Raw genomic sequence first — 19890 nt, forward strand, 5'->3', positions numbered from 1 at the left:
GTCGAGGGCGACGACGCGGGTCTCCCCCTCCCCGTAGACCTTGTTCAGACCGGTGGCGCGGGCGGCCGCCCGGCCGGTACGGACGGCGGTTGCGGTCGACGTGGTCACGGGGGTGCTCCTTGGGGTCGCGGGATGCGGGGGGAGGTGCCGGGGCGCCGGGAGGCAGCCGGCCGGCCGGGCCCCGGGGGGTTCCGGCCGTACCTCCATGCTCCGCTGCGTGATCATGGTTTCTCGTCGCTCCGCCGGACGGTTGGCCTGACCACCGCTGGGCGTACTCCCTGGTAAGGCCCTCATCCTTCGGTATGACACGGACCCTGACCGGGGACCGGTGGCCGGATCGCACGCCCTGGGTGGCCAAATCACGAACTGTTCGTCAGATGGCAAGGAAACATGACAACTTCCCTGGCTGGGAACATGCGAAAGAGGGAGGCGGGAGACTAGGCTCAGGGGTGGCCTGCACGGGGGTGGAGCACCACCTCCGGCCGGGCTCGGGCAGGTCCGCAGGCCCGGATGGTGGAACGCAGACACGGGCAGCTTAAAACTGCTTGGCCGCGAGGCCGTGCCGGTTCGAGTCCGGCTCCGGGCACCACTCGACGTCGCGGGGGCGCCTTCCGGCGCCCCCGCCGGGCGTCCTCCGGCGGATCATCCTCGCGGCGTATCCCGATTTCTTTGCCAAGCCATTACCCTGGTGGTCGGGCGGCGCTGTGCCGCCACGGAGGGAATGAGCAATGAGAAGCAGCAACCCGGTCTTCTCGCGGGAGGGGTCCTTCACCCGCGAGCCCGGCTACGCGGGTTTCGGCACCACCACGCAGGCCCCGCCGGCCGGGAGCCCGTACGCCGCAGACCCCCACAACCAGAGCAATCCGTACGGCAACAACCCGTACGCCCAGCAGTCGCAGGGGCAGGGGCCGCTGACCGACGAGCAGCTGGTCGAGATGTACCGGGCGCCGTCGGCCGGTCCGCTGGCGACGGGTCGGATGACGCTCGACGACGTGGTCGCGCGTACCGCCATGACGCTGCTCACCCTGGTCGCCGCCGGTGCGGTGGCCTGGTTCGCGCTGCCGGGCGAGAACTACGGCTACGCGGTGGGCGCCGGCCTGGTGGCCTTCGTGGTCGGCATGGTCGTCTCCTTCAAGCGGAGCGTCAGCCCGCCGCTGATCCTGCTCTACGCGGGTCTGGAGGGCTTTGCCCTCGGTGCCGTGACCAAGGTGTTCAACACCCTCTGGCCGGGCATCGCGATCCAGGCGGTGCTGGGCACCGCGGCGGTCTTCGCGGCGATGCTGATCGCCTACAAGACCGGCCGGATCCGGGTCACGCCCCGCTACACGCGGATCGGCATCGCGATCGCCATGGGCTTCGTGCTGCTGATGGTGATCAACATGGTCGCGTCGATGTTCGGCGCGGAGATGGGTCTGCGCTCCGGCCCGCTGGGCATCGTGGTCGGCCTGGTCGGCATCGGCCTGGGCGCCTTCTTCCTCTCGCTGGACTTCGCCGCCATCGAGGAGGCCATCGCCCAGGGCGCTCCGCAGAAGGAGTCCTGGCGGGCCGCCTTCGGGCTCACCCTCTCGCTGGTCTGGATCTACGTCGAGATGCTGCGGCTGATCGCGATCCTGCGCGGCGACGACTGATCCCCGCCGCACCCGCGCACTGCCGCCGGGCCCGGAGCCTCCCGCTCCGGGCCCGGCGGCTTTCGTTAGGCTCGCGGTATGCCCGAAGCAGCCTCTCTCACCGAAGTCGTCGACTCCCTGGCGGATCGTTTCCGCTCGATGCCGCAGAGCCGGCTGCTGGGCGCGGTGCCCGGCCACGACTCGCGGGCGGCCGCCGGACTGGCGCTGGCCCGGCGGCTGGCGGCGGTGGCGCTGGCGGCGGAGGGCGGGCCGGCGCGGGAGTTCCCGGACGCCGGGGCGTTCGCCGTCGGGGACCAGCTGGCGGTGGCCGGGCACGATCTGGCGGCCGCGCTGGCCGCCCTGCCCGAGGGTGCCGGGGTGCCGCTCCCGGCACCGGCGGCCGGGCCTGCCCCCGTCCCGGTGGTGCTGGCCGAGACCCTGGCCGCGGTGGCGGCGACGGCGGCGCTCTGCGCCTGAGGCGTACGGCCCGGGCGGTACCGGACCCGGGCGGACCCGGACAGGCCGAAGGCCGGCCGGGTCGGTAACCCCATGACCCGGCCGGCCTTCTGGTGTGCGGTCAGATGCTCGCGACCACCCGGTCGGCGAGCACGTACACGGCGTCCTCGTCGGTGGAGAAGGTCAGCGAGTACGAGCCGGAGAACCGCGAACCGCCGAGCAGCCGGACGTCCTCGCCCGCCCGGACCGCGTCGATCAGCCGGTAGGCCGCCTCCCGGTCGCCGGGGGCGACGCAGAGCGTGGTGCCGTCGGCGAAGGCGTACACGTCCAGCGTGCCGAGCGGGCCGGGGCGGACGTCCACCAGTGCGACGCCCTCCTCGGCGAGCGTGGTCAGTCGGGTGTCGGTCCACTCGCGGGACGGCGCCTGGCTGGGGACGAAGTCGGGGTGCGAGGGGTGGCGGCGGGGGTCGGGCATGGTCACCGGCGCGTCCTCGACGGCGGGTTCGGCGTCCAGCAGCCCGGCCTCCAGACCGGTGGCCAGCAGGTCGGCCTCCCGGCGGGCCCGGGCGTCGCCGCCGGCCTCGCCGGACGGCGCACCGGCCGGGTGGCCCGGGCGCAGCGGAGCACCGCCCTCGGTGTCGGGGCCGGCGGCGACCGGTCCGACGACGCCCTCGTTGATCAGGTCCTCCAGCGCGGAGCGCAACGCCTCGCCGAACTCCGGGTCCATGGTGCCCGAGTGGTCGGCGGCGTCCTGCGGCCCGGTGGGGCGGGGAAAGAAGAGCGGCCACTCGTCGGTGCCGCCGAGCACACCGGCGAAGGGGGGGTCGAACAGTGGCGCGTCCTCGGCCGCGCGGGCCTCCTGCTCGGCCCAGAACGCCCGGGCCTCGGTGATCTCCCGCTCGCGGTCGGCGGCGAGCGCCTCGGCGACGGCCCGGCGTATCGCGGCCTCGTCGACCGGCGCGGGTACGGCCGTGGCCTGCGCGTCCAACCGGCGGGAGAGCCCTCGGAGACGGAGCAGCACGGCGGTCGACACGGCGATCAGGATCAGCAGCAGGATGGTGTAGACGGCGCTCACGGAACGTACTCCTAGCGAGGAGCGGAACGGGGTTACCTCTCCACACTGCCGCATGCGGGGCCGTTACCGCAGGGGCGAATGTCCAATTTGTCCATGACCTTCGCCTTTGTCCTCAAATTGTTAGGTAACACCGTTCTACGCTGCGGAGTTGATCCGCTCCGCACTGTCGATTTCCGGGCCCAAAACGACAGAATCGAGGGCCGGATCGACCTCTGAATGTGATCCGGCCCTCAATTACTCTGCGTCACTCCAAATGGGTGGTCTGGACCCTTGGGGGTTGACGGCGGAGGGTCAGCCGAGCCGCTCGACGACCATCGCCATGCCCTGGCCGCCGCCCACGCACATGGTCTCCAGGCCGAACTGCTTGTCGTGCCACTGCAGGGAGTTGATCAGCGTCGTGGTGATCCGGGCGCCGGTCATGCCGAAGGGGTGGCCCACCGCGATCGCGCCGCCGTTGACGTTCAGTCGGTCCAGGTCGATGCCCAGATCCCGGTAGGACGGGATGACCTGGGCCGCGAAGGCCTCGTTGATCTCGACCAGGTCGATGTCACCGATGGTCAGCCCGGCGCGCCTGAGCGCCTGTCGGGACGCCTCGACCGGGCCGTAGCCCATGATCTCCGGGGAGAGGGCGCTGACGCCGGTGGAGACCACCCGGGCGAGCGGGGTGATGCCCAGTTCGCGGGCCTTGGTGCCGGACATGACGACGAGCGCGGCGGCGCCGTCGTTCAGCGGGCAGCAGTTACCGGCGGTCACGGTGCCGTCCGGCCGGAAGACCGGCTTCAGGCCCGAGACGCCCTCCAGCGTGACGCCCGCGCGGGGGCCGTCGTCCGCGCTGACCACGGTGCCGTCCGGCAGCGTGACCGGGGTGATCTCGCGCTCCCAGAAGCCGGCCTTGACGGCGGCCTCGGCGAGGTTCTGCGAGCGGACGCCGAACTCGTCCTGCTCGGCCCGGGTGATGCCCTTGAGCGCGGCCAGGTTCTCGGCGGTCTGGCCCATCGCGATGTAGGCGTCCGGCAGCAGGCCGTCCGCGCGCGGGTCGTGCCACTCGCCGCCGCCCTCCTCGGCGCGCCTGGCGGTGCGGGCCCGGGCCTCGTCGAAGAGCGGGTTCATGGTGCCCGGCATGCCGTCCGAGGTGCCGTGGACGCTGCGCGAGACGGTCTCCACGCCGGCCGAGACGAAGATGTCGCCCTCGCCGGCCCTGATCGCGTGCAGCGCCATCCTGGTGGTCTGCAGCGAGGACGAGCAGTAGCGGGTGACGGTCGTGCCGGGCAGGTAGTCCATGCCCATCTGCACGGCCACGATCCGGGCCAGGTTGTGGCCCTGCTCGCCGCCGGGCAGGCCGCAGCCGAGCATCAGGTCGTCGATCTCGCGCGGGTCGAGCTGGGGGACCTTGGCCAGTGCGGCGCCGATGACGTGCGCGGTCAGGTCGTCCGGGCGGACGTCCTTGAGCGAGCCCTTGAAGGCCCGGCCGATCGGCGAACGGGCGGCGCTGACGATGACGGCTTCGGGCATGGCGGGCTCCTCGCTGAGTGACCTTCGGGCTGCGGCCGCCCGGGCGGTGGCCCGGCGGGTGGCCGGGACGGTCCGGGTGGACGTCCGGGAGGAAAGTTACCGTCTGGTAGTTCAGGCGTCACCAGCCCCGGCGTGTGAGCTGGCCGACGTGTTCCCGGTGTCCGGCCCGGGCCCGCCCCGCGGCTCCTCGGCGGCCCACGGGCCGGGCAGGCCGACCCGTAGCCGCTGCCGCAGCAGCGCCCAGCGCCGGGCCGCGCCCTCGGCGCCGACGGCCGCCACCTCGGAACCGGCCCGGCCCGCCGCGGCCGCCGCGGCCACCGCCACCGGCAGCACCGTCGCGCCCGGGAGCGTCCCGGCCGGCCGCTCCTTCTCGGGCCAGAGGCCGAGCGCGGCGCAGACCGAGGGCAGCACGGCCATCGAGGCCGTCGCGTAGCCCTGGGCCGACGGGTGGTAGCGGTCGGCGGCGAACATCTCCGGCCGGGCCGCGAACTCCGGCCCGAGCAGCGAGCCCAGCGAGACCGTCCGGCCGCCCGCCCCCACCACCGCGATGGTCTGCGCGGCGGCCAGCTGCCGGCTCAGCCGGCGGGCCACCCAGCGCAGCGGAGGGCGGACCGGCTTGATCGTGCCGAGGTCGGGGCAGGTGCCGACGACCACCTCGCACCCGTTGGCCCGCAGTGCCGCGACCGCCTCGCCGAGCTGGCGCACCGAGGCCTGGGCCGGGCTGTGCCGGGTGACGTCATTGGCGCCGACCATGATCACCGCGATGTCGGGGCGGTGCGGCAGGGCCTGCTCCAGCTGGCCGGAGAGATCGGCCGAGCGCCCGCCCGGGCGGGCCACGTTGACCAGCCGGACCGGCCGCTCCGCCACCGAGGCGAGGCCCGCCGCGAGCAGCGCCCCCGGGGTCTCGCGGGCGCGCAGCACACCGAGCCCGGCGGCGGTGGAGTCACCGAGGAAGGCGAGCACCAGCGGTGGCCGCGGCCCGGCGGCGGCGTCCGCGAAGGCCTCGCCGTACACGCCGTCGGCCTTGGGCGGGTTCGTGTCCAGGACGCCGATGGCCTGGACGGCCAGCTTGCTCTCGGTCAGCAGCACCCCCACCAGCCCCACGCCCAGCAGGCCGAGCCCGCCTCCGCCGTACGCCGCCGCGGTGGCGATCCGCCGGGCCACCCGGGCCCGCGACTCCTGTGCCCCTGGCATCCGGTGCCCCCTTCGCGTCCTCGTGCCGCCCCCGACGGGGCCACTCCAGCGCCTGTACACCTCTTCTACCCGCCGCCGGCCGCGCGCTATCGGCCGGCGGCGTCCATCCGGGGCCGGCCGGCGGCCACGCGCTGCGGGCGGACGTGGTGATTCCGGGGCCCTACGCTTTGGGTACCGAATGCACTCGCATGCCCACAGACCGGGAGGACCCCCGTGCGGTACCACAACTCGATCATCGACCTGGTCGGCAACACGCCACTGGTCAAGCTGAACAAGGTCACCGAGGGCATCAGCGCGACAGTGCTGGCGAAGGTCGAGTACTTCAACCCCGGCGGCTCGGTGAAGGACCGCATCGCGATGCGCATGATCGAGGCCGCCGAGGCCTCGGGCGCGCTGAAGCCGGGTGGCACGATCGTGGAGCCGACCTCCGGCAACACGGGCGTCGGGCTGGCGATCGTGGCCCAGCAGAAGGGCTACAAGTGCATCTTCGTCTGCCCGGACAAGGTGTCCACCGACAAGATCAACACGCTGCGCGCGTACGGTGCCGAGGTGGTGGTCTGTCCGACCGCCGTCGCGCCCGAGCATCCGGACTCCTACTACAACGTCTCCGACCGGCTGGTCCGTGAGACGCCCAACGCCTGGAAGCCGGACCAGTACTCCAACCCGGACAACCCGGCCTCGCACTACCACTCCACCGGTCCGGAGCTGTGGGAGCAGACCGAGGGGCGGATCACCCACTTCGTGGCGGGCGTCGGCACCGGCGGCACCATCTCCGGCACCGGCAACTACCTGAAGGAGGTCTCCGGCGGCAAGGTCAAGGTGATCGGCGCCGACCCGGAGGGCTCGGTCTACTCGGGCGGCACCGGCCGGCCGTACCTGGTCGAGGGCGTCGGTGAGGACTTCTGGCCGACCGCCTACGACCGCAGCGTCGCGGACGGGATCGTCGCCGTCTCCGACAAGGACTCCTTCCAGATGACCCGCCGCCTGGCCAAGGAGGAGGGCCTGCTGGTCGGCGGCTCCTGCGGGATGGCCGTGGTCGCCGCGCTGGAGGTGGCCAAGGAGCTCGGCCCGGACGACGTCGTCGTGGTGCTGCTGCCGGACGGCGGCCGCGGCTACCTGTCCAAGATCTTCAACGACGACTGGATGGCCGACTACGGCTTCCTGCCGTCGTCCACCGACGAGGCGCACATCAGCGAGGTGCTGGCCCGCAAGAACGCCATCGAGCACGAGGGCATCCCGCAGTTCGTCCACATGCACCCCAACGAGACGGTCGCCGAGGCGGTGCGGGTGCTGCGCGAGTACGGCGTCTCGCAGATGCCGGTGGTCTCCCCGGGCGCCGGGCACCCCGACATCATGGCCGGCGAGGTGATCGGCTCGGTGGTGGAGAAGCTGCTGCTGGAGGGCGTCTTCGCGAACGAGATCACGCTGACCGACACCCTGGACAAGGTGATGTCCAAGCCGCTGCCGGTGGTCGGCTCGGGCGAGACCGTCACCAACCTGATGACGGTGCTGGAGAAGGCCGACGCGGCGGTGGTGCTGGTGGAGGGCAAGCCGCAGGGCATCGTCACTCGCCAGGACCTGCTGGGCTTCCTCACCGGCCGCGCCGCGCACTGACGCGCGGTCACCCCGGGGACTGGGCCGGTCGGCTGAAGATTCGTCCACGGCCCACGTGGTACACCGGCGTCACCTGCCCGCAGCACGTGGTTAACAAGGGTCAGGCATGGTGGTGTCAACGGCAAGACGCCGCACGAGGCGACGGCAACCGTCCGGGAGCGGCTCCCCGGCGACCGCGGTCGGCTCCGGACACGTCGGTCGGCCCTGACCCGGCCGGCTGTGTCCTTGGCCCTCCTTGCCCGGCATCGGGCAGGAGGGGCCCACTCCTCGCCCGGCATCGGGCAAGGAGGGGCCACCGTGGGAGACGCCGTCGTCCCGCCCCTGTCCGGCTTCGGCCGGTGGACAGGGTGCGGCGGCTCCCGCGGCATCCACCGCGCCGTCCGGCGCGTCTCCGCGGCTCCCGGGTGGGGGAGCCCAGACGGAGGCGGCAGGGCCGGTCCCTCTCCGGAGGGGCCGGCCCTTCCCGTACCCTCGCACGCATGACCAGCACTGAAACGACCGGCCAGGACGCACCGCGCTACGTCCGGCTCAGCATCGAGCTCATCGCCGAGATCACCGACGAGCAGGCGCTCAAGAACGCCGCCCTGAAGCAGGTGGCGGACGACGAGTACCTCGACGACGAGGAGCGCGCCCAGTCCGTCGAGGCCATCGACGTGGACCCGTCGGGTTCGCTCGCCCACTTCATCGACCCGGTCGCCCTCCTCGGCGACGTCCCGGGCGTGGAGCTCGCCTCGGCGACCTGGGAGTCCGCGCAGACCGAGTTCGACCCCGAGGGGGACGGCTGGGACGAGTACACGGTGGACGAGTCCGGCGAGTCCGGCGAGTCCGCCGAGTCCGCCGAGTAGTCGTCACGACGTGTGACCGCCCGGTCTGCTCACCGCAGACCGGGCGTTTTGCCCATATTTGGCGGGAAATTGAGTCGTCTCATACGATCGCTACCCGTCGGTGGTGGAACCGTGAAGGGGCGGATTGCGTTTCTGTATCCGTAATGCCCGGGATGATCAGCAGGGAGAAGACGACGTGACGGCACGGGACGCGCAGGGCCGGGCAGGCGGCGGAAACTGGAGTCGGCGCGGCGTGCTGGCGGGCCTGATCGGAGCGCCGGTCCTGCTGCTGGCGGCCTGCAACGACAGCAAGAGCACCGGGAACGCCACCACCGGCGGGAACGCCGCAGGCGGGAGCACCCCGGCCGCGGACGGCACCGGCGGCACCGGCGGTACCGGCGGCACCGGCACCACCGAAAGCCCGGCCACCAGCGCGAGCGCCAGCACCCCGCCGAAGACCTCGGCGGCCGTCATCACCGTCACCCCCGCCGACGGCGCCACCGGGGCCAGCTTCAGCGAGCCGGTCAAGGTCACCGTCGCCGACGGCACCCTCGGCTCGGTCACGGTCACCGACTCCACCGGCAAGGCGCTGGCCGGCCAGCTCTCCTCCGACGGCACCAGCTGGACCTCCGCCGCGGCCCCGGCCAGCGGCACCAAGTACACCGTCGCCGCCACCGCCACCGACAAGGACAAGCGCGAGGCGAACGCCAACGCCGCCTTCACCACGGCGACCCCGGCCAACACCTTCGTCGGCTACTTCACCCCCGAGGACGGCTCCGTCGTCGGCGTCGGCATGCCGGTGTCGATCAACTTCAGCAAGCCGGTCACCGACCGCAAGACCGTCCAGCAGGCGATCACCGTCATAGCCGAGCCGGGCGTCGAGATCGTCGGGCACTGGTTCTCCAGCACCCGCCTCGACTTCCGGCCGCAGGACTACTGGGCCAAGGGCACCAAGGTCACCGTCAAGCTCCGGCTCAAGGACGTCCAGGGCGCCAAGGGCGTCTACGGCACCCAGTCCAAGGACGTCCGCTTCACCATCGGCCGGGCGCAGACCAGCGTCGCCGACCTCGCCACCAAGAAGCTCACCGTCACCACCGACGGCCAGGTCAGCGCCGTCTACGCGATCTCCGGCGGCGCGCCCGAGTTCCGCACCTGGGGCGGCAAGATGGTCATCTCCGAGCAGTTCCAGCAGACCCGGATGAACTCGCAGACCGTCGGCCTCGGCAGCGAGTACGACATCGCCGACGTGCCGCACGCCCAGCGGCTGACCACCTCGGGCACCTTCATCCACGGCAACTACTGGTCCCCGTCGACGATCTTCGGCGGCCAGAACACCAGCCACGGCTGCGTCGGCCTGCGGGACGCCCAGGGCGGCCAGGACGCCGCCAAGGACGGCTACAAGTTCTACAAGAGCTCGATGATCGGTGACGTGGTCGAGGTCGTGAACTCCGGCGACAAGACCGTCGAGCCGTCCAACGGCCTCAACGGCTGGAACCTGGGCTGGGCCGCCTGGAAGGCCGGCAGCGCGATCTGACCGCGCTCCGGGCGGACGGCGAACGCCACGGCCGAAACCCGCCGGACTCCGGGCGGCCGGGGCGCCAGGGTGGAGGCATGACCACAACCACCACACCCGCCCTGGCCGTCCGCCCGATCGACCCGGCCGTCCTCGCGGCGCTGCGGGAGCGCGACGACGCGGGCCGCCCGCCGGTGCCGGCCGGGAACGAGGACGGCGGCGCCCCGCTGCGCTGCTGCCTGACCCGGGCCAGGCCCGGCGAGGCGATCCTGCTGACCGGCTACGCGCCGCTGCGCCGCTGGGCCGCCGAGACCGGTGCCGACCCGGGCCCGTACGACGAGACCGGTCCGGTCTTCGTGCACGCCGGACCGTGCCCCGGGGCCGGGGACGCCTGGCCGGCCGCCTTCCACGGCGGCGAGCGGGTGCTGCGCGCCTACGACCGGCGTGGGCACATCCTGCGCGGTGTGCCGGTCACCCCGGACACCGCCGAGGCCGCCGCCACCGAGCTGCTGGCCGACCCGGAGGTGGCCGTGGCGCACGTCCGGGCACTGCACTTCGGCTGCTTCCTGCACGAGGTCCGGAGGGCCTGAACCGGCCGGTGGATCAGCGCTCGGCGTAGTCGGCGAAGCCCTGCCGGTCGATGAAGACGCAGGGCTCGTCGCCGACCACCCGGGCGTCGTGCCCGGCCGGGCAGACCATGACGTCACCCGGGCCGCCCGGTCAGCCCCCGGTGCGGGCGACGCCGATCGGGCAGCTCGCGCCGGTGCCGCCGAGGCCGCAGTAGCCGTTCGGGTTCTTGGCGTCGGACAGGTACTGCTGGTGGTACGGCTCGGCCGGGTAGAACGGGCCGGCCGGAGCGATCTCGGTGGTGACGGGGCCGAGGCCGATCGCGGTCAGCGCCGGCTGGAAGGCGTCCCGGGTGGCGGTCGCGGCTTCCTGCTGGGCCGGGGAGTGGGTGTAGACGGCGGACCGGTACTGGGTGCCCACGTCGTTGCCCTGGCGGTTGCCCTGCGTCGGGTCGTGCGACTCCCAGAAGGTCTTCAGCAGCCGCTCGTACGAGATCACCGCCGGGTCGTAGACCACCCGGACCGCCTCGGTGTGCCCGGTCAGCCCGCTGCACACCTCCTCGTACGTCGGGTTGGGGGTGTACCCGCCCTGGTAGCCGACCAGCGTCGTCCAGACGCCGGGCAGGCGCCAGAACGTCCGCTCGGCGCCCCAGAAGCAGCCGAGCCCGAAGTCGGCCACCTCCAGCCCGTCCGGGTACGGCCCGGTGAGCGGGTGCCCGAGCACGGTGTGCGGCTCGCGCAGGGCGAAGGACGGCTCCGGCCGGCCGGGCAGCGCCTGGTCGGGAGGGACGAGCGAGGTCTTGTGACGGTTGAACAGCACGGCCTGCTCCAACTGGTCGGCAAGGATGGCAGACAGTCCAACGCCGACGGCCGCCACCGGATTCCGGAGGCGGCCGCGAGCGGGTGGGGCAGGGGGTCAGGCGGAGGCCCCGGCGGCCTTCGTCGAGGCCAGCTCCTCGGGGCCCGGCTCGCCCTCCACGACCAGCTCGCTGCCCAGCAGCAGGCCGTGCTCGGCCGGGGTGATGGTGTTGCCGGCGCGCTCCTCCTCGGCGAGCCGCCCCTCGTGGCGGGCGATGGCGGCCCTGGCCCGCTCCAGCTGGGCCAGCTTGCGCTTGGCGAGCCGGGTCATGACCACGGGGAACAGCAGGGCCAGTCCGACGAAGGCCAGGACGATGATGCCGATCACAGATGTTCTTCCGGACAGCGGGGAAAGGACGGCGGAACGGTCAGGCCGAGGCGGGCTCGGCCGCGCCGGCGAGCAGGGCACGCAGCGGCGCGGTGTCCGGCCGGTCGGCGCAGGCGGAGTCGAGGGCCCGGTCGAGGGCGTCGGCCATGCCCTCGGGCAGGCGCAGCTCGGCCGAGCGCGACCAGGAGAACTCCCAGGAGGCCAGGCCGCTTTCGACGAGGGCCACCACGAAGGCGTGGCCGAGCTCCTCGCGCAGCACGGGGCGGGCGAACTCGCGGGCGGCCCGGCCGGTGGCGGCGGCCGCCTGCTCGCTCTTCGGCAGCAGGTCGGTGAACTCCCACGCCCGGCCGCCGTCGACGGCGTCGAGCAGGCCGTGGACCGTGGGCGGCAGGCCCAGCCCGGTCAGCGCCCGGCAGGCCGGACCGGCCGCCTCACGGGCGTGCGCCAGCATGGCCGTCCGTACCAGCTCCGGCCATTCCACCCGCTGCTTGCCGGCGGCCTCCGGGACCAGGCTGACGACCTCCAGCTCGACGAGGACGCGCTCGGCGTCGTGCAGCAGGGCGAAGGCGGGCCCGGTCGCGCCGGCGCCGCGGCCGTCGTCGGGCAGTGCCTCGACGGCGGCGACCCGGCGGTCGATCGGCGGGTGCGAGTCGTACGGGTCGGGCTCGTGCTCGGGCAGGCCGAGGGCGAGATCGGCCAGCTCCTGGCGACGCTTCGGGTCGCTCAGCAGGTGGGCGAGGCCGCCGTAGAACTGGCCGGGCGGCGGGAGCAGACCGGCGCCCCAGCCGAGGGTGGCGTAGCCGTTGAGGTAGAAGCCCTGGGCGGCGTCCAGCACCGGGACCTTGCGCAGCGCGGAGGCGGTGGCCTCGCGGCCGGCCAGCCGGGCGGCCACCAGGTCGGCGGCGTACTCCTGACGGCGGCTGACCGACTCGGAGACCCGGAAGTACAGCTTCGCGTACAGGGTGAAGAGCTTGGCCAGCACCCGGTCGACGCCGCCGGTGGCCTTCTCCTCGGACGGCTTGCGGCCCTTGGCGATCCGCTTCTCGGCCTTGGCCTGGAGCTTGGCGGCCTCCTCGGCCTTGTGCGCGTCGGCGCTCTGGTGCAGGTCTCCGACGGCGCGCAGGATCGCGGTACGGCCGGCCACGGTGATACCGGCCAGCCGGACGTCCTGGTTGCTGTAGTGGCCGAACTCGTGGGCCAGGACGGCCTCCAGCTCGCCCTCGGTGAGGCCCATCAACAGCGGGGTGCCGATCACCAGATGGCGCTTGCCGGGCAGCAGGCCGAGCAGCCTGGTCTCCTCCAGCACACCCGCGTTGACGTCAGGGACGAGCCGGATCCCGGCCGGGCCGCGGACGCCGGTCCGCTCGGCGACGCGGTCCACCACGGCCCAGATCGCGGGCTGCTGTTCGCGGTCGGCGGGCACCCCGGGCAGCTCCCCGCCGTCCTCGCGACTACGGGTCAGGAAGACCGCCCGGACCACGGGGTAGGCGACGAGGGCGGTGAGCGCCCAGATCTTGAGCACGCCCGGGTTCACGTGGCCGGCGGCCTGGTACAGGCCGATGTCGAGAACGATCAGGCCCACGACGATGCCGAGGGCGAGCAGGTAGAAGCCGGCGAGCATCACCACGGCGGTCAGGGCTCTGGTGGACGTGCTCATGCCGGTGGGATGCTGGGGCGCGCCCATGCGGTGGTCCTCCCCCGAAGGGTGCCGCAGGGTGCGGCGCTGGTGAACATGTGTACGGTGCGTGCAGATCGTAGCGGCCGGGTGTGACGAGCTGCACCGGGCTTTCGCTCTGACCGGGCTTCGACGCATTTGCGCACTACCCTCAGTGCTATGACCGAGCACCAGCTTCCCCAGGGCTTCGAGACTCTCGCCATCCACGCGGGTCAGGAAGCAGACCCCCAGACCGGGGCCGTCGTCACGCCGATCTACCAGGTGTCCACCTACAAGCAGGACGGGGTGGGCGGCCTGCGGGGCGGTTACGAGTACAGCCGCAGCGCCAACCCCACCCGTACCGCGCTGGAGGAGTGCCTCGCGGCGCTGGAGGGCGGCGCGCGCGGGCTCGCCTTCGCCTCCGGCCTGGCCGCCGAGGACACCCTGCTGCGCACCGTCCTCAAGCCGGGCGACCACATCGTGATCCCCAACGACGCCTACGGCGGCACCTTCCGGCTCTTCGCCAAGGTGCTGACCCGCTGGGGCGTCGAGTTCTCCGTCGCCAACACCCAGGACCTGGCGACCGTCCGCGAGGCGCTGCGCCCCAACACCCGCGCGGTCTGGGTGGAGACCCCGTCCAACCCGCTGCTGGGCATCACCGACCTGGCCGCGCTCGCCGAGATCGCGCACGGCGCCGGCGCGCTGCTGGTGGTCGACAACACCTTCGCCAGCCCGTACCTGCAGCAGCCGATCTCGCTCGGCGCGGACGCGGTCGTGCACTCCACCACCAAGTACATGGGCGGCCACTCGGACGTGGTCGGCGGTGCGCTGGTGCTGGCCGACGCGGGCCTCGGCGAGGAGGTCGCGTACCACCAGAACGCGATGGGCGCGGTCTCCGGGCCGTTCGACGCGTGGCTGGTGCTGCGCGGCATCAAGACCCTCGGCGTGCGGATGGACCGGCACAGCTCCAACGCGGAGAAGGTCGCCGAGCTGCTGGCCGGCCACCCCGAGGTCAGCCAGGTGCTCTACCCGGGCCTGCCCGAGCACCCCGGCCACGACATCGCCGCCAAGCAGATGAAGGCGTTCGGCGGCATGGTCTCCTTCCGCGTCAAGGGCGGCGAGGAGGCGGCGGTCGAGGTCTGCAACCGCGCGGAGCTGTTCACCCTCGGTGAGTCGCTGGGCGGCGTCGAGTCGCTGATCGAGCACCCGGGCCGGATGACGCACGCCTCGGTGGCCGGTTCGGCCCTGGAGGTGCCCGCCGACCTGGTCCGCGTCTCGGTCGGCATCGAGTCGATCGACGACCTGCTGGCGGACCTCCGGCAGGCGCTGGGTTAGTCCTGCCGCCCTGGCCGGTCCGCGGTGTACGACTCCATCGCGTGGTTGAAGCGGGCCAGCAGGGCGCAGAACGCGCGTTGTTCCTCGGGTGGCCAGCCGGCCACCAGGCGGCGGGTCAACTCGGCCCGTCCGTCCTGCACTTCGGCCAGCCGGCGGGCGCCGAGCGGGGTCAGTGCGAGCCGTACGGCACGACGGTCGGCCGGGTCCTGGACCCGGCCGACCAGGCCGGCCGCCACCAGCGGGGCGACCTGCCGGGTGACCGTGGAGGAGTCGACGCCCAGGGCGTCGGCCAGCGCCTTCACATTGGCGGGCCCGTGCCGCTCCAGGCGGTCGAGCAGGAGATAGGCGGCGCGGTCCAGCGCGCCGACGCCGTCGGAGGTCCGGACCTGTTCCATCCGGCGGGCGAACACCGCCAGATGGTACTGGAGTTGGGCGTGCACGGGGTCGGTGCGGTCGGTGGCCTGGGGCGAGGTCGTCGTCATCGCGGCTCACGATCGTCGTGCGGTGAGAGAGGCTCAGAGGCAGCAGCGTACGCGGGCCGGGCGGGCCCGGGAACAGGCCCGGCGTCCCCGGCCGGCCGCCGCGGCGGCCGTAGGCTGGCGTTATGCAGAGCTGGCCGATCACCCTCGACGACGTCCGCGGTGCCCAGAAGATGCTCGTCGGGGTCGCCCGGGTGACGCCGATGGAGGGCAGCCGGCACCTCTCGGCGCTGATCGGCTCGCCGGTCCACCTGAAGTGCGAGAACCTCCAGCGCACCGGCTCGTTCAAGCTGCGCGGGGCGTATGTGCGGATCGCGGGACTCTCGCCGGTGCAGCGGGCCGGAGGGGTGGTCGCGGCGAGCGCCGGGAACCACGCGCAGGGGGTGGCGCTGGCGGCCTCGCTGCTCGGGGTCCGGTCGACCGTCTTCATGCCGGTGGCCGCGCCGCTGCCCAAGGTCGCGGCGACCCGCGAGTACGGCGCCGAGGTCCGGTTGCACGGCGCCACGGTGGACGAGGCGCTGCAGGCCGCGCAGCGCTACGCGGAAGCGACCGGCGCGGTGTTCATCCACCCCTTCGACCACTGGGACGTGGTCACCGGCCAGGCCACCGTCGGGCTGGAGATCCTGGAGCAGTGCCCCGAGGTGCGCACCATCCTGGTCGGGGTGGGCGGCGGCGGGCTGCTGGCCGGGATCGCGGCGGCGGTCAAGCCGCTCCGCCCGGACGTGCGGGTGATCGGGGTGCAGGCGGCGGGCGCGGCCGCGTACCCGCCCTCGCTGGCGGCGGGGCGGCCGGTGTCGCTGGAGCACATCGCCACCATGGCGGACGGGATCATGGTCGGCCGGCCCGGGGACATCCCGTTCGAGGTGGTCAACACCCTGGCGGACGGCGTCCGGACGGTCTCCGAGGACTCGCTCTCGCGGGCCCTGCTGCTGAGCCTGGAGCGGCTGAAGCTGGTGGTCGAGCCGGCCGGGGCCAGCCCGGTCGCGGCGCTGCTGGAGCAGCCGGACTCGTTCGAGGGGCCGGTGGTGGCGGTGCTCTCCGGCGGCAACATCGACCCGCAGCTGATGCAGCGGGTGCTGCGGCACGGCCTGGCGGCGGCCGGCCGCTATCTGTCGCTGCGGGTGCGGCTGGCGGACCGGCCGGGCTCGCTGGCGAACCTGCTGGCGGTGCTGACCGAGGTGGACGCGAACGTGCTGGACGTGGCACATGTGCGGATCGACCCGCGGCTGGGGCTGACCGAGGTCGAGGTGGACCTGCACCTGGAGACCAAGGGGCCGGAGCACTGCGCCCTGGTGATCGGCGAGCTGCGGGACGCCGGGTACGTGGTCTCGCAGTAGGGCCGGCCGGGCGGGATCCGGAGGGAACTCAGGGCGGAGCCGTCTCCCTTGACGCGATATATCGCGAGCTGCCAGACTCGCGATACATCGTGTTTTGGGGCCCGGCGGACCGAGGGCGCCGAAACCGAGTCGCCCCCATGCCCGAACACGGGCAGAGTGGGGCAGATCACTCACCATCGTCCGAATGTCGTTCGAGGAGATGAGACAGGCCCATGGCGCCAGCCATCCAAGCCGAGAATCTGGTCAAGACCTTCGGTGACGTACGAGCCCTGGACGGCGTCAGCCTCGACGTCCCCGAGGGCACGGTGCTCGGGCTGCTCGGCCCGAACGGCGCCGGCAAGACCACCACCGTGCGCGTCCTCACCACCCTGCTCCGCCCCGACTCCGGCCGCGCGGTGGTGGCCGGCGTCGACGTGCTCAAGCACCCCAACCAGGTCCGCAGCCTGATCGGCCTCTCCGGCCAGTACGCGGCGGTGGACGAGTACCTCACCGGCTTCGAGAACCTCCAGATGGTCGGCGAGCTCTACCAGATGAGCGCCCGCGACGCGAAGGCGCGGGCGCTGGAGCTGCTGGAGTGGTTCAACCTCACCGAGGCCAGGAACCGCACCGCCAAAACCTACTCCGGCGGTATGCGCCGCCGGCTGGACCTCGCCGCCGCCCTGGTCGTGCGGCCGCCGGTGATGTTCCTGGACGAGCCGACCACCGGCCTCGACCCGCGCAACCGGCTCGCCCTCTGGGAGGTCATCGAGACCCTGGTCGAGCAGGGCACCACGCTGCTGCTCACCACCCAGTACCTGGAGGAGGCGGACCGCCTCGCCCACGACATCGCCGTGGTCGACCACGGCCGGGTGATCGCCCGGGGCAGCGCCGACCAGCTCAAGGCACAGATCGGCGGCGAGCGGATCGAGGTCGTGGTGCACCGCGCCGAACTGGTCGGCGACGCGGTCGCCGCGCTGGCCGGGTACGCCAAGGGCGAGCCGGTGCTGGAGAGGAACACCCGGAAGATCACCGTCCCGGTCAGCGGCGGCGCCCGGGTGCTCGCGGACGCGATCCGCGAGCTGGACGCCCGGTCGATCGAGATCGACGACATCGGCCTGCGTCGTCCGACCCTGGACGACGTCTTCCTCTCGCTCACCGGCCACGCCGCCGCGGCCGAGGGCGAGGAGAACGGCGTCGAGGGCGGGGAAAGGAGCCGGGGCCGGGGCGGCCGCGGCAGGGGCACGGCGGGCGGCGGGGACGGCCCCGGCCCCGGCCCCGGCCCGGACAAGCAGGCCGTCGCGGCCGGTAAGGAGCTGTGAGATGACGACCGCCACCGAGCACGCCATCGGCGGAGCGGTACCCCGGCAGCGCCGGGGCGCGGCCGCGATCCTCCACGACTCCTGGGTGGTCGCCCGGCGGAACCTGCGCCGGATGACCCGGATACCCGAAATCGTGGTGTTCGGGCTGATGCAGCCCGTGATGTTCGTGCTGCTGTTCTCGTACGTCATGGGCGGGGCGATCCAGATCCCCGGGACGCAGGCCAGCTCGTCCACGTACATCCAGTTCCTGATGGCGGGCATCTTCGCCCAGACCGTGACCTTCGCGACGGCCGGCGCCTCCGCCGGTATCGCCGAGGACATGACCAAGGGCCTGGTGGACCGGTTCCGCTCGCTGCCGATGGCCCGTTCGGCGGTGCTGGTCGGCCGTACCCTGGCGGACCTCTGCCAGACCGCGTTCACGCTGGTCGTCCTGGCGATGGTGGCGCTGCTGGTCGGCTGGCGGACCGACGAGGGCGTACTGAAGGCGCTGGGCGCGTTTGGGCTGCTGCTCCTGCTCGGCTACGCCTTCTCCTGGATCGGCGCGCTGATCGGCCTCTCGGTGCGCAGCCCCGAGGCGGCCACCTCGGCCGGGCTGATCTGGCTGTTCCCGCTGACCTTCATCTCCAACGCCTTCGTGCCGATCGGCAGCATGCCGGGCTGGCTGCAGGGGATCGCCTACTGGAACCCGTTCAGCGCCACCGTGCAGGCCTGCCGCGACCTGTTCGGCAACCAGGTCGGCCCGGTGGACAGCGCCTGGCCGATGCAGCACGCGACGCTGGTGTCGGTGCTCTGGTCGCTGGTGATCACCGCGGTGTTCTCCTGGCTGTCGGTGCGCAAGTACCGTTCGGCCAGCGCCTGAACCCCCGCCGGAGCAGCCGCGAGGGCGGCCGCGGAGACTCTCCGCGGCCGCCCTCGTCAGGTGCGGGTGATCAGCCGGCGTACGGCTTGACCTCGATGATCCGGACCGAGGCCTGCTTGCCGTTCGGCAGCTCGTACGTCGCGTCGTCACCGATCGTCTTGCCGTCGATCGCGCGGCCCAGCGGCGACTGCGGCGAGTAGATGTCCAGGTCGTCGTCGCCGGCCACCTCGCGCGAGCCGAGCAGGAACTTCATGGTGTCGTCCTCGTCGCCGTCGAAGGCGACCGTGACGACCATGCCCGGAGCCACCACACCCGAGTCCGCCGGGGCCTCGCCGACCTTGGCGCGCTCCAGGAGCTGGGTCAGCTGTCGGATGCGCAGCTCGTACTTGCCCTGCTCCTCCTTGGCCGCGTGGTAACCGGCGTTCTCCTTGAGGTCACCCTCTTCGCGCGCCGCCTCGATCTTCTGGGCGATCTCGATGCGCCAGGGGCCGGTCAGGTGGTCCAGCTCGGCCTTGAGCTGGTCGTAGCCGGACTGAGTGAGCCAGGTCACGTGTTCGCTGGTCTGGGTCACAGGTGCTCCTCGTAGGTGCTGGGGCTGTGCTGAGGGTGTGAGTCGTCAGCCGGGGTGGTGGTGATTTCGGTCTTAACTACAAAGCAACGCCCGCTCCCGTACCATCCGGTGCGGAAGGGGCGAAATCACGAGCCTAACAACTCCCGCCGACAAGCGGGAGGGTCGTTGGCGCGCCATTGACGACAGCATTGCGCCAAGGTGTACAGCAATGGTGCGGGGCTCCTCTACGGATTCCCGCTCCCGCGATCGAATATGCGCCCGGGCGTGCCGCAACCGCCGGGGGTCACTTGGCGGGGGTGCATCCCAGCAGCTCGGCGGTGGTGCCGCGGGCGGTGGTCCGCAGGCTCACCACGGCGTCGTAGCTGGAGCCGTCCGCCGGTACGGCGAAGTCGGCCACCCCGACGACGGCGCCGTCCTCGCCCTGCGAGCGGACGGTACAGCTGCCCGCCGTGCCGTCGCCCTTGCGCACCGCCAGGTGCAGCCGCATCTCGGAGTCCGAGACCGCCTCGAAGGACGGGACGGTGCCGTTGATCTTCGTCTCGCGGATCAGGTAGGAGCCGCCGAGCCAGGCCACCAGGCCCAGCAGCAGCACGCCGCAGGCCGCGCCCACCACCTTCAGACGGCGGTCCGCCTCGCGGTCGCCGCGCCGGCCGTAGCGCCCCTCGGGCAGCTGCGGGGTGGTGGTGCCTGCGCTCATCGGGGTCAGTCCTCTCCTGGGGAGGGCGTCCCCCGGCCCGGCGGCCGGAGGGTACCCCCAGGGGCCAGGGGTGGTGCGGGGGAATGGAAGGGTCCTCCAGTCCGTCACTATAG

The 19890-nt window shown here is 72.7% G+C and carries 19 protein-coding genes, 1 tRNA gene and 1 pseudogene; 11 read left to right on the forward strand and 10 right to left on the reverse strand.

Translation table 11 applies throughout. The annotated features are described in order from the left end of the window. Positions 1–108 (reverse strand): annotated as a pseudogene (locus AB0P06_RS13410) (ABC transporter ATP-binding protein); the annotation flags it as partial. A gap of 396 nt (positions 109–504) precedes the next feature. Between AB0P06_RS13410 and AB0P06_RS13415 the strand changes: the two are divergent. The 3 genes from AB0P06_RS13415 to AB0P06_RS13425 all read left to right on the forward strand — a co-directional run bounded on the left by AB0P06_RS13415 (position 505) and on the right by AB0P06_RS13425 (position 2084). Further along, positions 505–589 (forward strand) — tRNA-Leu (locus tag AB0P06_RS13415). Between the two features lie 139 nt (positions 590–728). After that, entirely contained in the window at positions 729–1628 is a 900-nt protein-coding gene (locus tag AB0P06_RS13420) for a Bax inhibitor-1/YccA family protein (RefSeq protein ID WP_363607390.1), read from the forward strand. 78 nt (positions 1629–1706) lie between these two features. Next, a complete protein-coding gene (locus AB0P06_RS13425; protein WP_363607391.1) occupies positions 1707–2084 on the forward strand; it encodes a hypothetical protein in 378 nt (125 codons plus the stop codon). 100 nt (positions 2085–2184) lie between these two features. On the opposite strand, the gene AB0P06_RS13430 is transcribed toward AB0P06_RS13425, so the two are convergent. The 3 genes from AB0P06_RS13430 to AB0P06_RS13440 all read right to left on the reverse strand — a co-directional run bounded on the left by AB0P06_RS13430 (position 2185) and on the right by AB0P06_RS13440 (position 5844). Next, on the reverse strand, positions 2185–3138 hold the full coding sequence (locus tag AB0P06_RS13430; protein WP_363607392.1) for a hypothetical protein: 954 nt from the start codon (positions 3136–3138) through the stop codon (positions 2185–2187). Positions 3139–3429: 291 nt separating this feature from the next. Beyond that, entirely contained in the window at positions 3430–4650 is a 1221-nt protein-coding gene (locus AB0P06_RS13435) for an acetyl-CoA C-acetyltransferase (protein ID WP_363607393.1), read from the reverse strand. Positions 4651–4761: 111 nt separating this feature from the next. Then, complete coding sequence (locus tag AB0P06_RS13440; RefSeq protein ID WP_363607394.1) at positions 4762–5844, reverse strand: SGNH/GDSL hydrolase family protein; 1083 nt, start codon at positions 5842–5844, stop codon at positions 4762–4764. A 213-nt stretch (positions 5845–6057) separates the two neighbouring features. Between AB0P06_RS13440 and AB0P06_RS13445 the strand changes: the two genes are divergently transcribed. The 4 genes from AB0P06_RS13445 to AB0P06_RS13460 all read left to right on the forward strand — a co-directional run bounded on the left by AB0P06_RS13445 (position 6058) and on the right by AB0P06_RS13460 (position 10385). Continuing rightward, positions 6058–7458, forward strand: a complete 1401-nt coding sequence (locus AB0P06_RS13445) for a cystathionine beta-synthase (protein ID WP_363607395.1) — start codon at positions 6058–6060, stop codon at positions 7456–7458. A gap of 479 nt (positions 7459–7937) precedes the next feature. Next, complete coding sequence (locus AB0P06_RS13450; protein WP_363607396.1) at positions 7938–8303, forward strand: hypothetical protein; 366 nt, start codon at positions 7938–7940, stop codon at positions 8301–8303. 175 nt (positions 8304–8478) lie between these two features. Next, the gene (locus AB0P06_RS13455; protein WP_363607397.1) at positions 8479–9816 is read left to right on the forward strand and encodes an Ig-like domain-containing protein; all 1338 of its coding nucleotides are present in this window, start codon (positions 8479–8481) and stop codon (positions 9814–9816) included. A gap of 77 nt (positions 9817–9893) precedes the next feature. Next, on the forward strand, positions 9894–10385 hold the full coding sequence (locus AB0P06_RS13460; RefSeq protein ID WP_363607398.1) for a DUF1203 domain-containing protein: 492 nt from the start codon (positions 9894–9896) through the stop codon (positions 10383–10385). A gap of 130 nt (positions 10386–10515) precedes the next feature. Here the strand turns inward: AB0P06_RS13460 and msrA are convergent, their stop codons facing one another. The 3 genes from msrA to AB0P06_RS13475 all read right to left on the reverse strand — a co-directional run bounded on the left by msrA (position 10516) and on the right by AB0P06_RS13475 (position 13204). Next, entirely contained in the window at positions 10516–11181 is a 666-nt protein-coding gene (msrA, locus tag AB0P06_RS13465) for a peptide-methionine (S)-S-oxide reductase MsrA (RefSeq protein WP_363607399.1), read from the reverse strand. Positions 11182–11277: 96 nt separating this feature from the next. Continuing rightward, positions 11278–11547 (reverse strand): hypothetical protein, encoded by a 270-nt coding sequence (locus AB0P06_RS13470; protein ID WP_363607400.1) that lies wholly within the window; start codon positions 11545–11547, stop codon positions 11278–11280. A gap of 40 nt (positions 11548–11587) precedes the next feature. Continuing rightward, entirely contained in the window at positions 11588–13204 is a 1617-nt protein-coding gene (locus AB0P06_RS13475; protein ID WP_363607401.1) for a M48 family metalloprotease, read from the reverse strand. 177 nt (positions 13205–13381) lie between these two features. Here AB0P06_RS13475 and AB0P06_RS13480 point away from each other — a divergent pair, with 177 nt between their 5' ends. Further along, a complete protein-coding gene (locus AB0P06_RS13480) occupies positions 13382–14536 on the forward strand; it encodes a cystathionine gamma-synthase (RefSeq protein WP_363607402.1) in 1155 nt (384 codons plus the stop codon). Here AB0P06_RS13480 and AB0P06_RS13485 read toward each other — a convergent pair. Beyond that, the gene (locus tag AB0P06_RS13485) at positions 14533–15018 is read right to left on the reverse strand and encodes a MarR family transcriptional regulator (RefSeq protein WP_363607403.1); all 486 of its coding nucleotides are present in this window, start codon (positions 15016–15018) and stop codon (positions 14533–14535) included. The two genes, AB0P06_RS13480 and AB0P06_RS13485, sit on opposite strands and share 4 nt — an antisense overlap. A 122-nt stretch (positions 15019–15140) precedes the next feature. Here AB0P06_RS13485 and ilvA point away from each other — a divergent pair, with 122 nt between their 5' ends. The 3 genes from ilvA to AB0P06_RS13500 all read left to right on the forward strand — a co-directional run bounded on the left by ilvA (position 15141) and on the right by AB0P06_RS13500 (position 18509). Beyond that, positions 15141–16352: a threonine ammonia-lyase gene (ilvA, locus tag AB0P06_RS13490; RefSeq protein ID WP_363607404.1), complete on the forward strand. Its 1212-nt coding sequence runs from the start codon at positions 15141–15143 to the stop codon at positions 16350–16352. A 212-nt stretch (positions 16353–16564) separates the two neighbouring features. Then, positions 16565–17650 (forward strand): ATP-binding cassette domain-containing protein, encoded by a 1086-nt coding sequence (locus AB0P06_RS13495; RefSeq protein WP_363607405.1) that lies wholly within the window; start codon positions 16565–16567, stop codon positions 17648–17650. A gap of 1 nt (position 17651) precedes the next feature. Next, positions 17652–18509, forward strand: a complete 858-nt coding sequence (locus tag AB0P06_RS13500) for an ABC transporter permease (protein ID WP_363607406.1) — start codon at positions 17652–17654, stop codon at positions 18507–18509. Positions 18510–18579: 70 nt separating this feature from the next. Here AB0P06_RS13500 and greA read toward each other — a convergent pair whose 3' ends face one another. Continuing rightward, entirely contained in the window at positions 18580–19080 is a 501-nt protein-coding gene (greA, locus tag AB0P06_RS13505) for a transcription elongation factor GreA (protein WP_363607407.1), read from the reverse strand. 283 nt (positions 19081–19363) lie between these two features. Next, on the reverse strand, positions 19364–19777 hold the full coding sequence (locus AB0P06_RS13510; protein ID WP_363607408.1) for a DUF4307 domain-containing protein: 414 nt from the start codon (positions 19775–19777) through the stop codon (positions 19364–19366). Between the last annotated feature and the right edge of the window lie 113 nt (positions 19778–19890).

The organism is Kitasatospora sp. NPDC088351 (assembly GCF_040685575.1).
Classification (GTDB): Bacteria; Actinomycetota; Actinomycetes; order Streptomycetales; family Streptomycetaceae; genus Kitasatospora.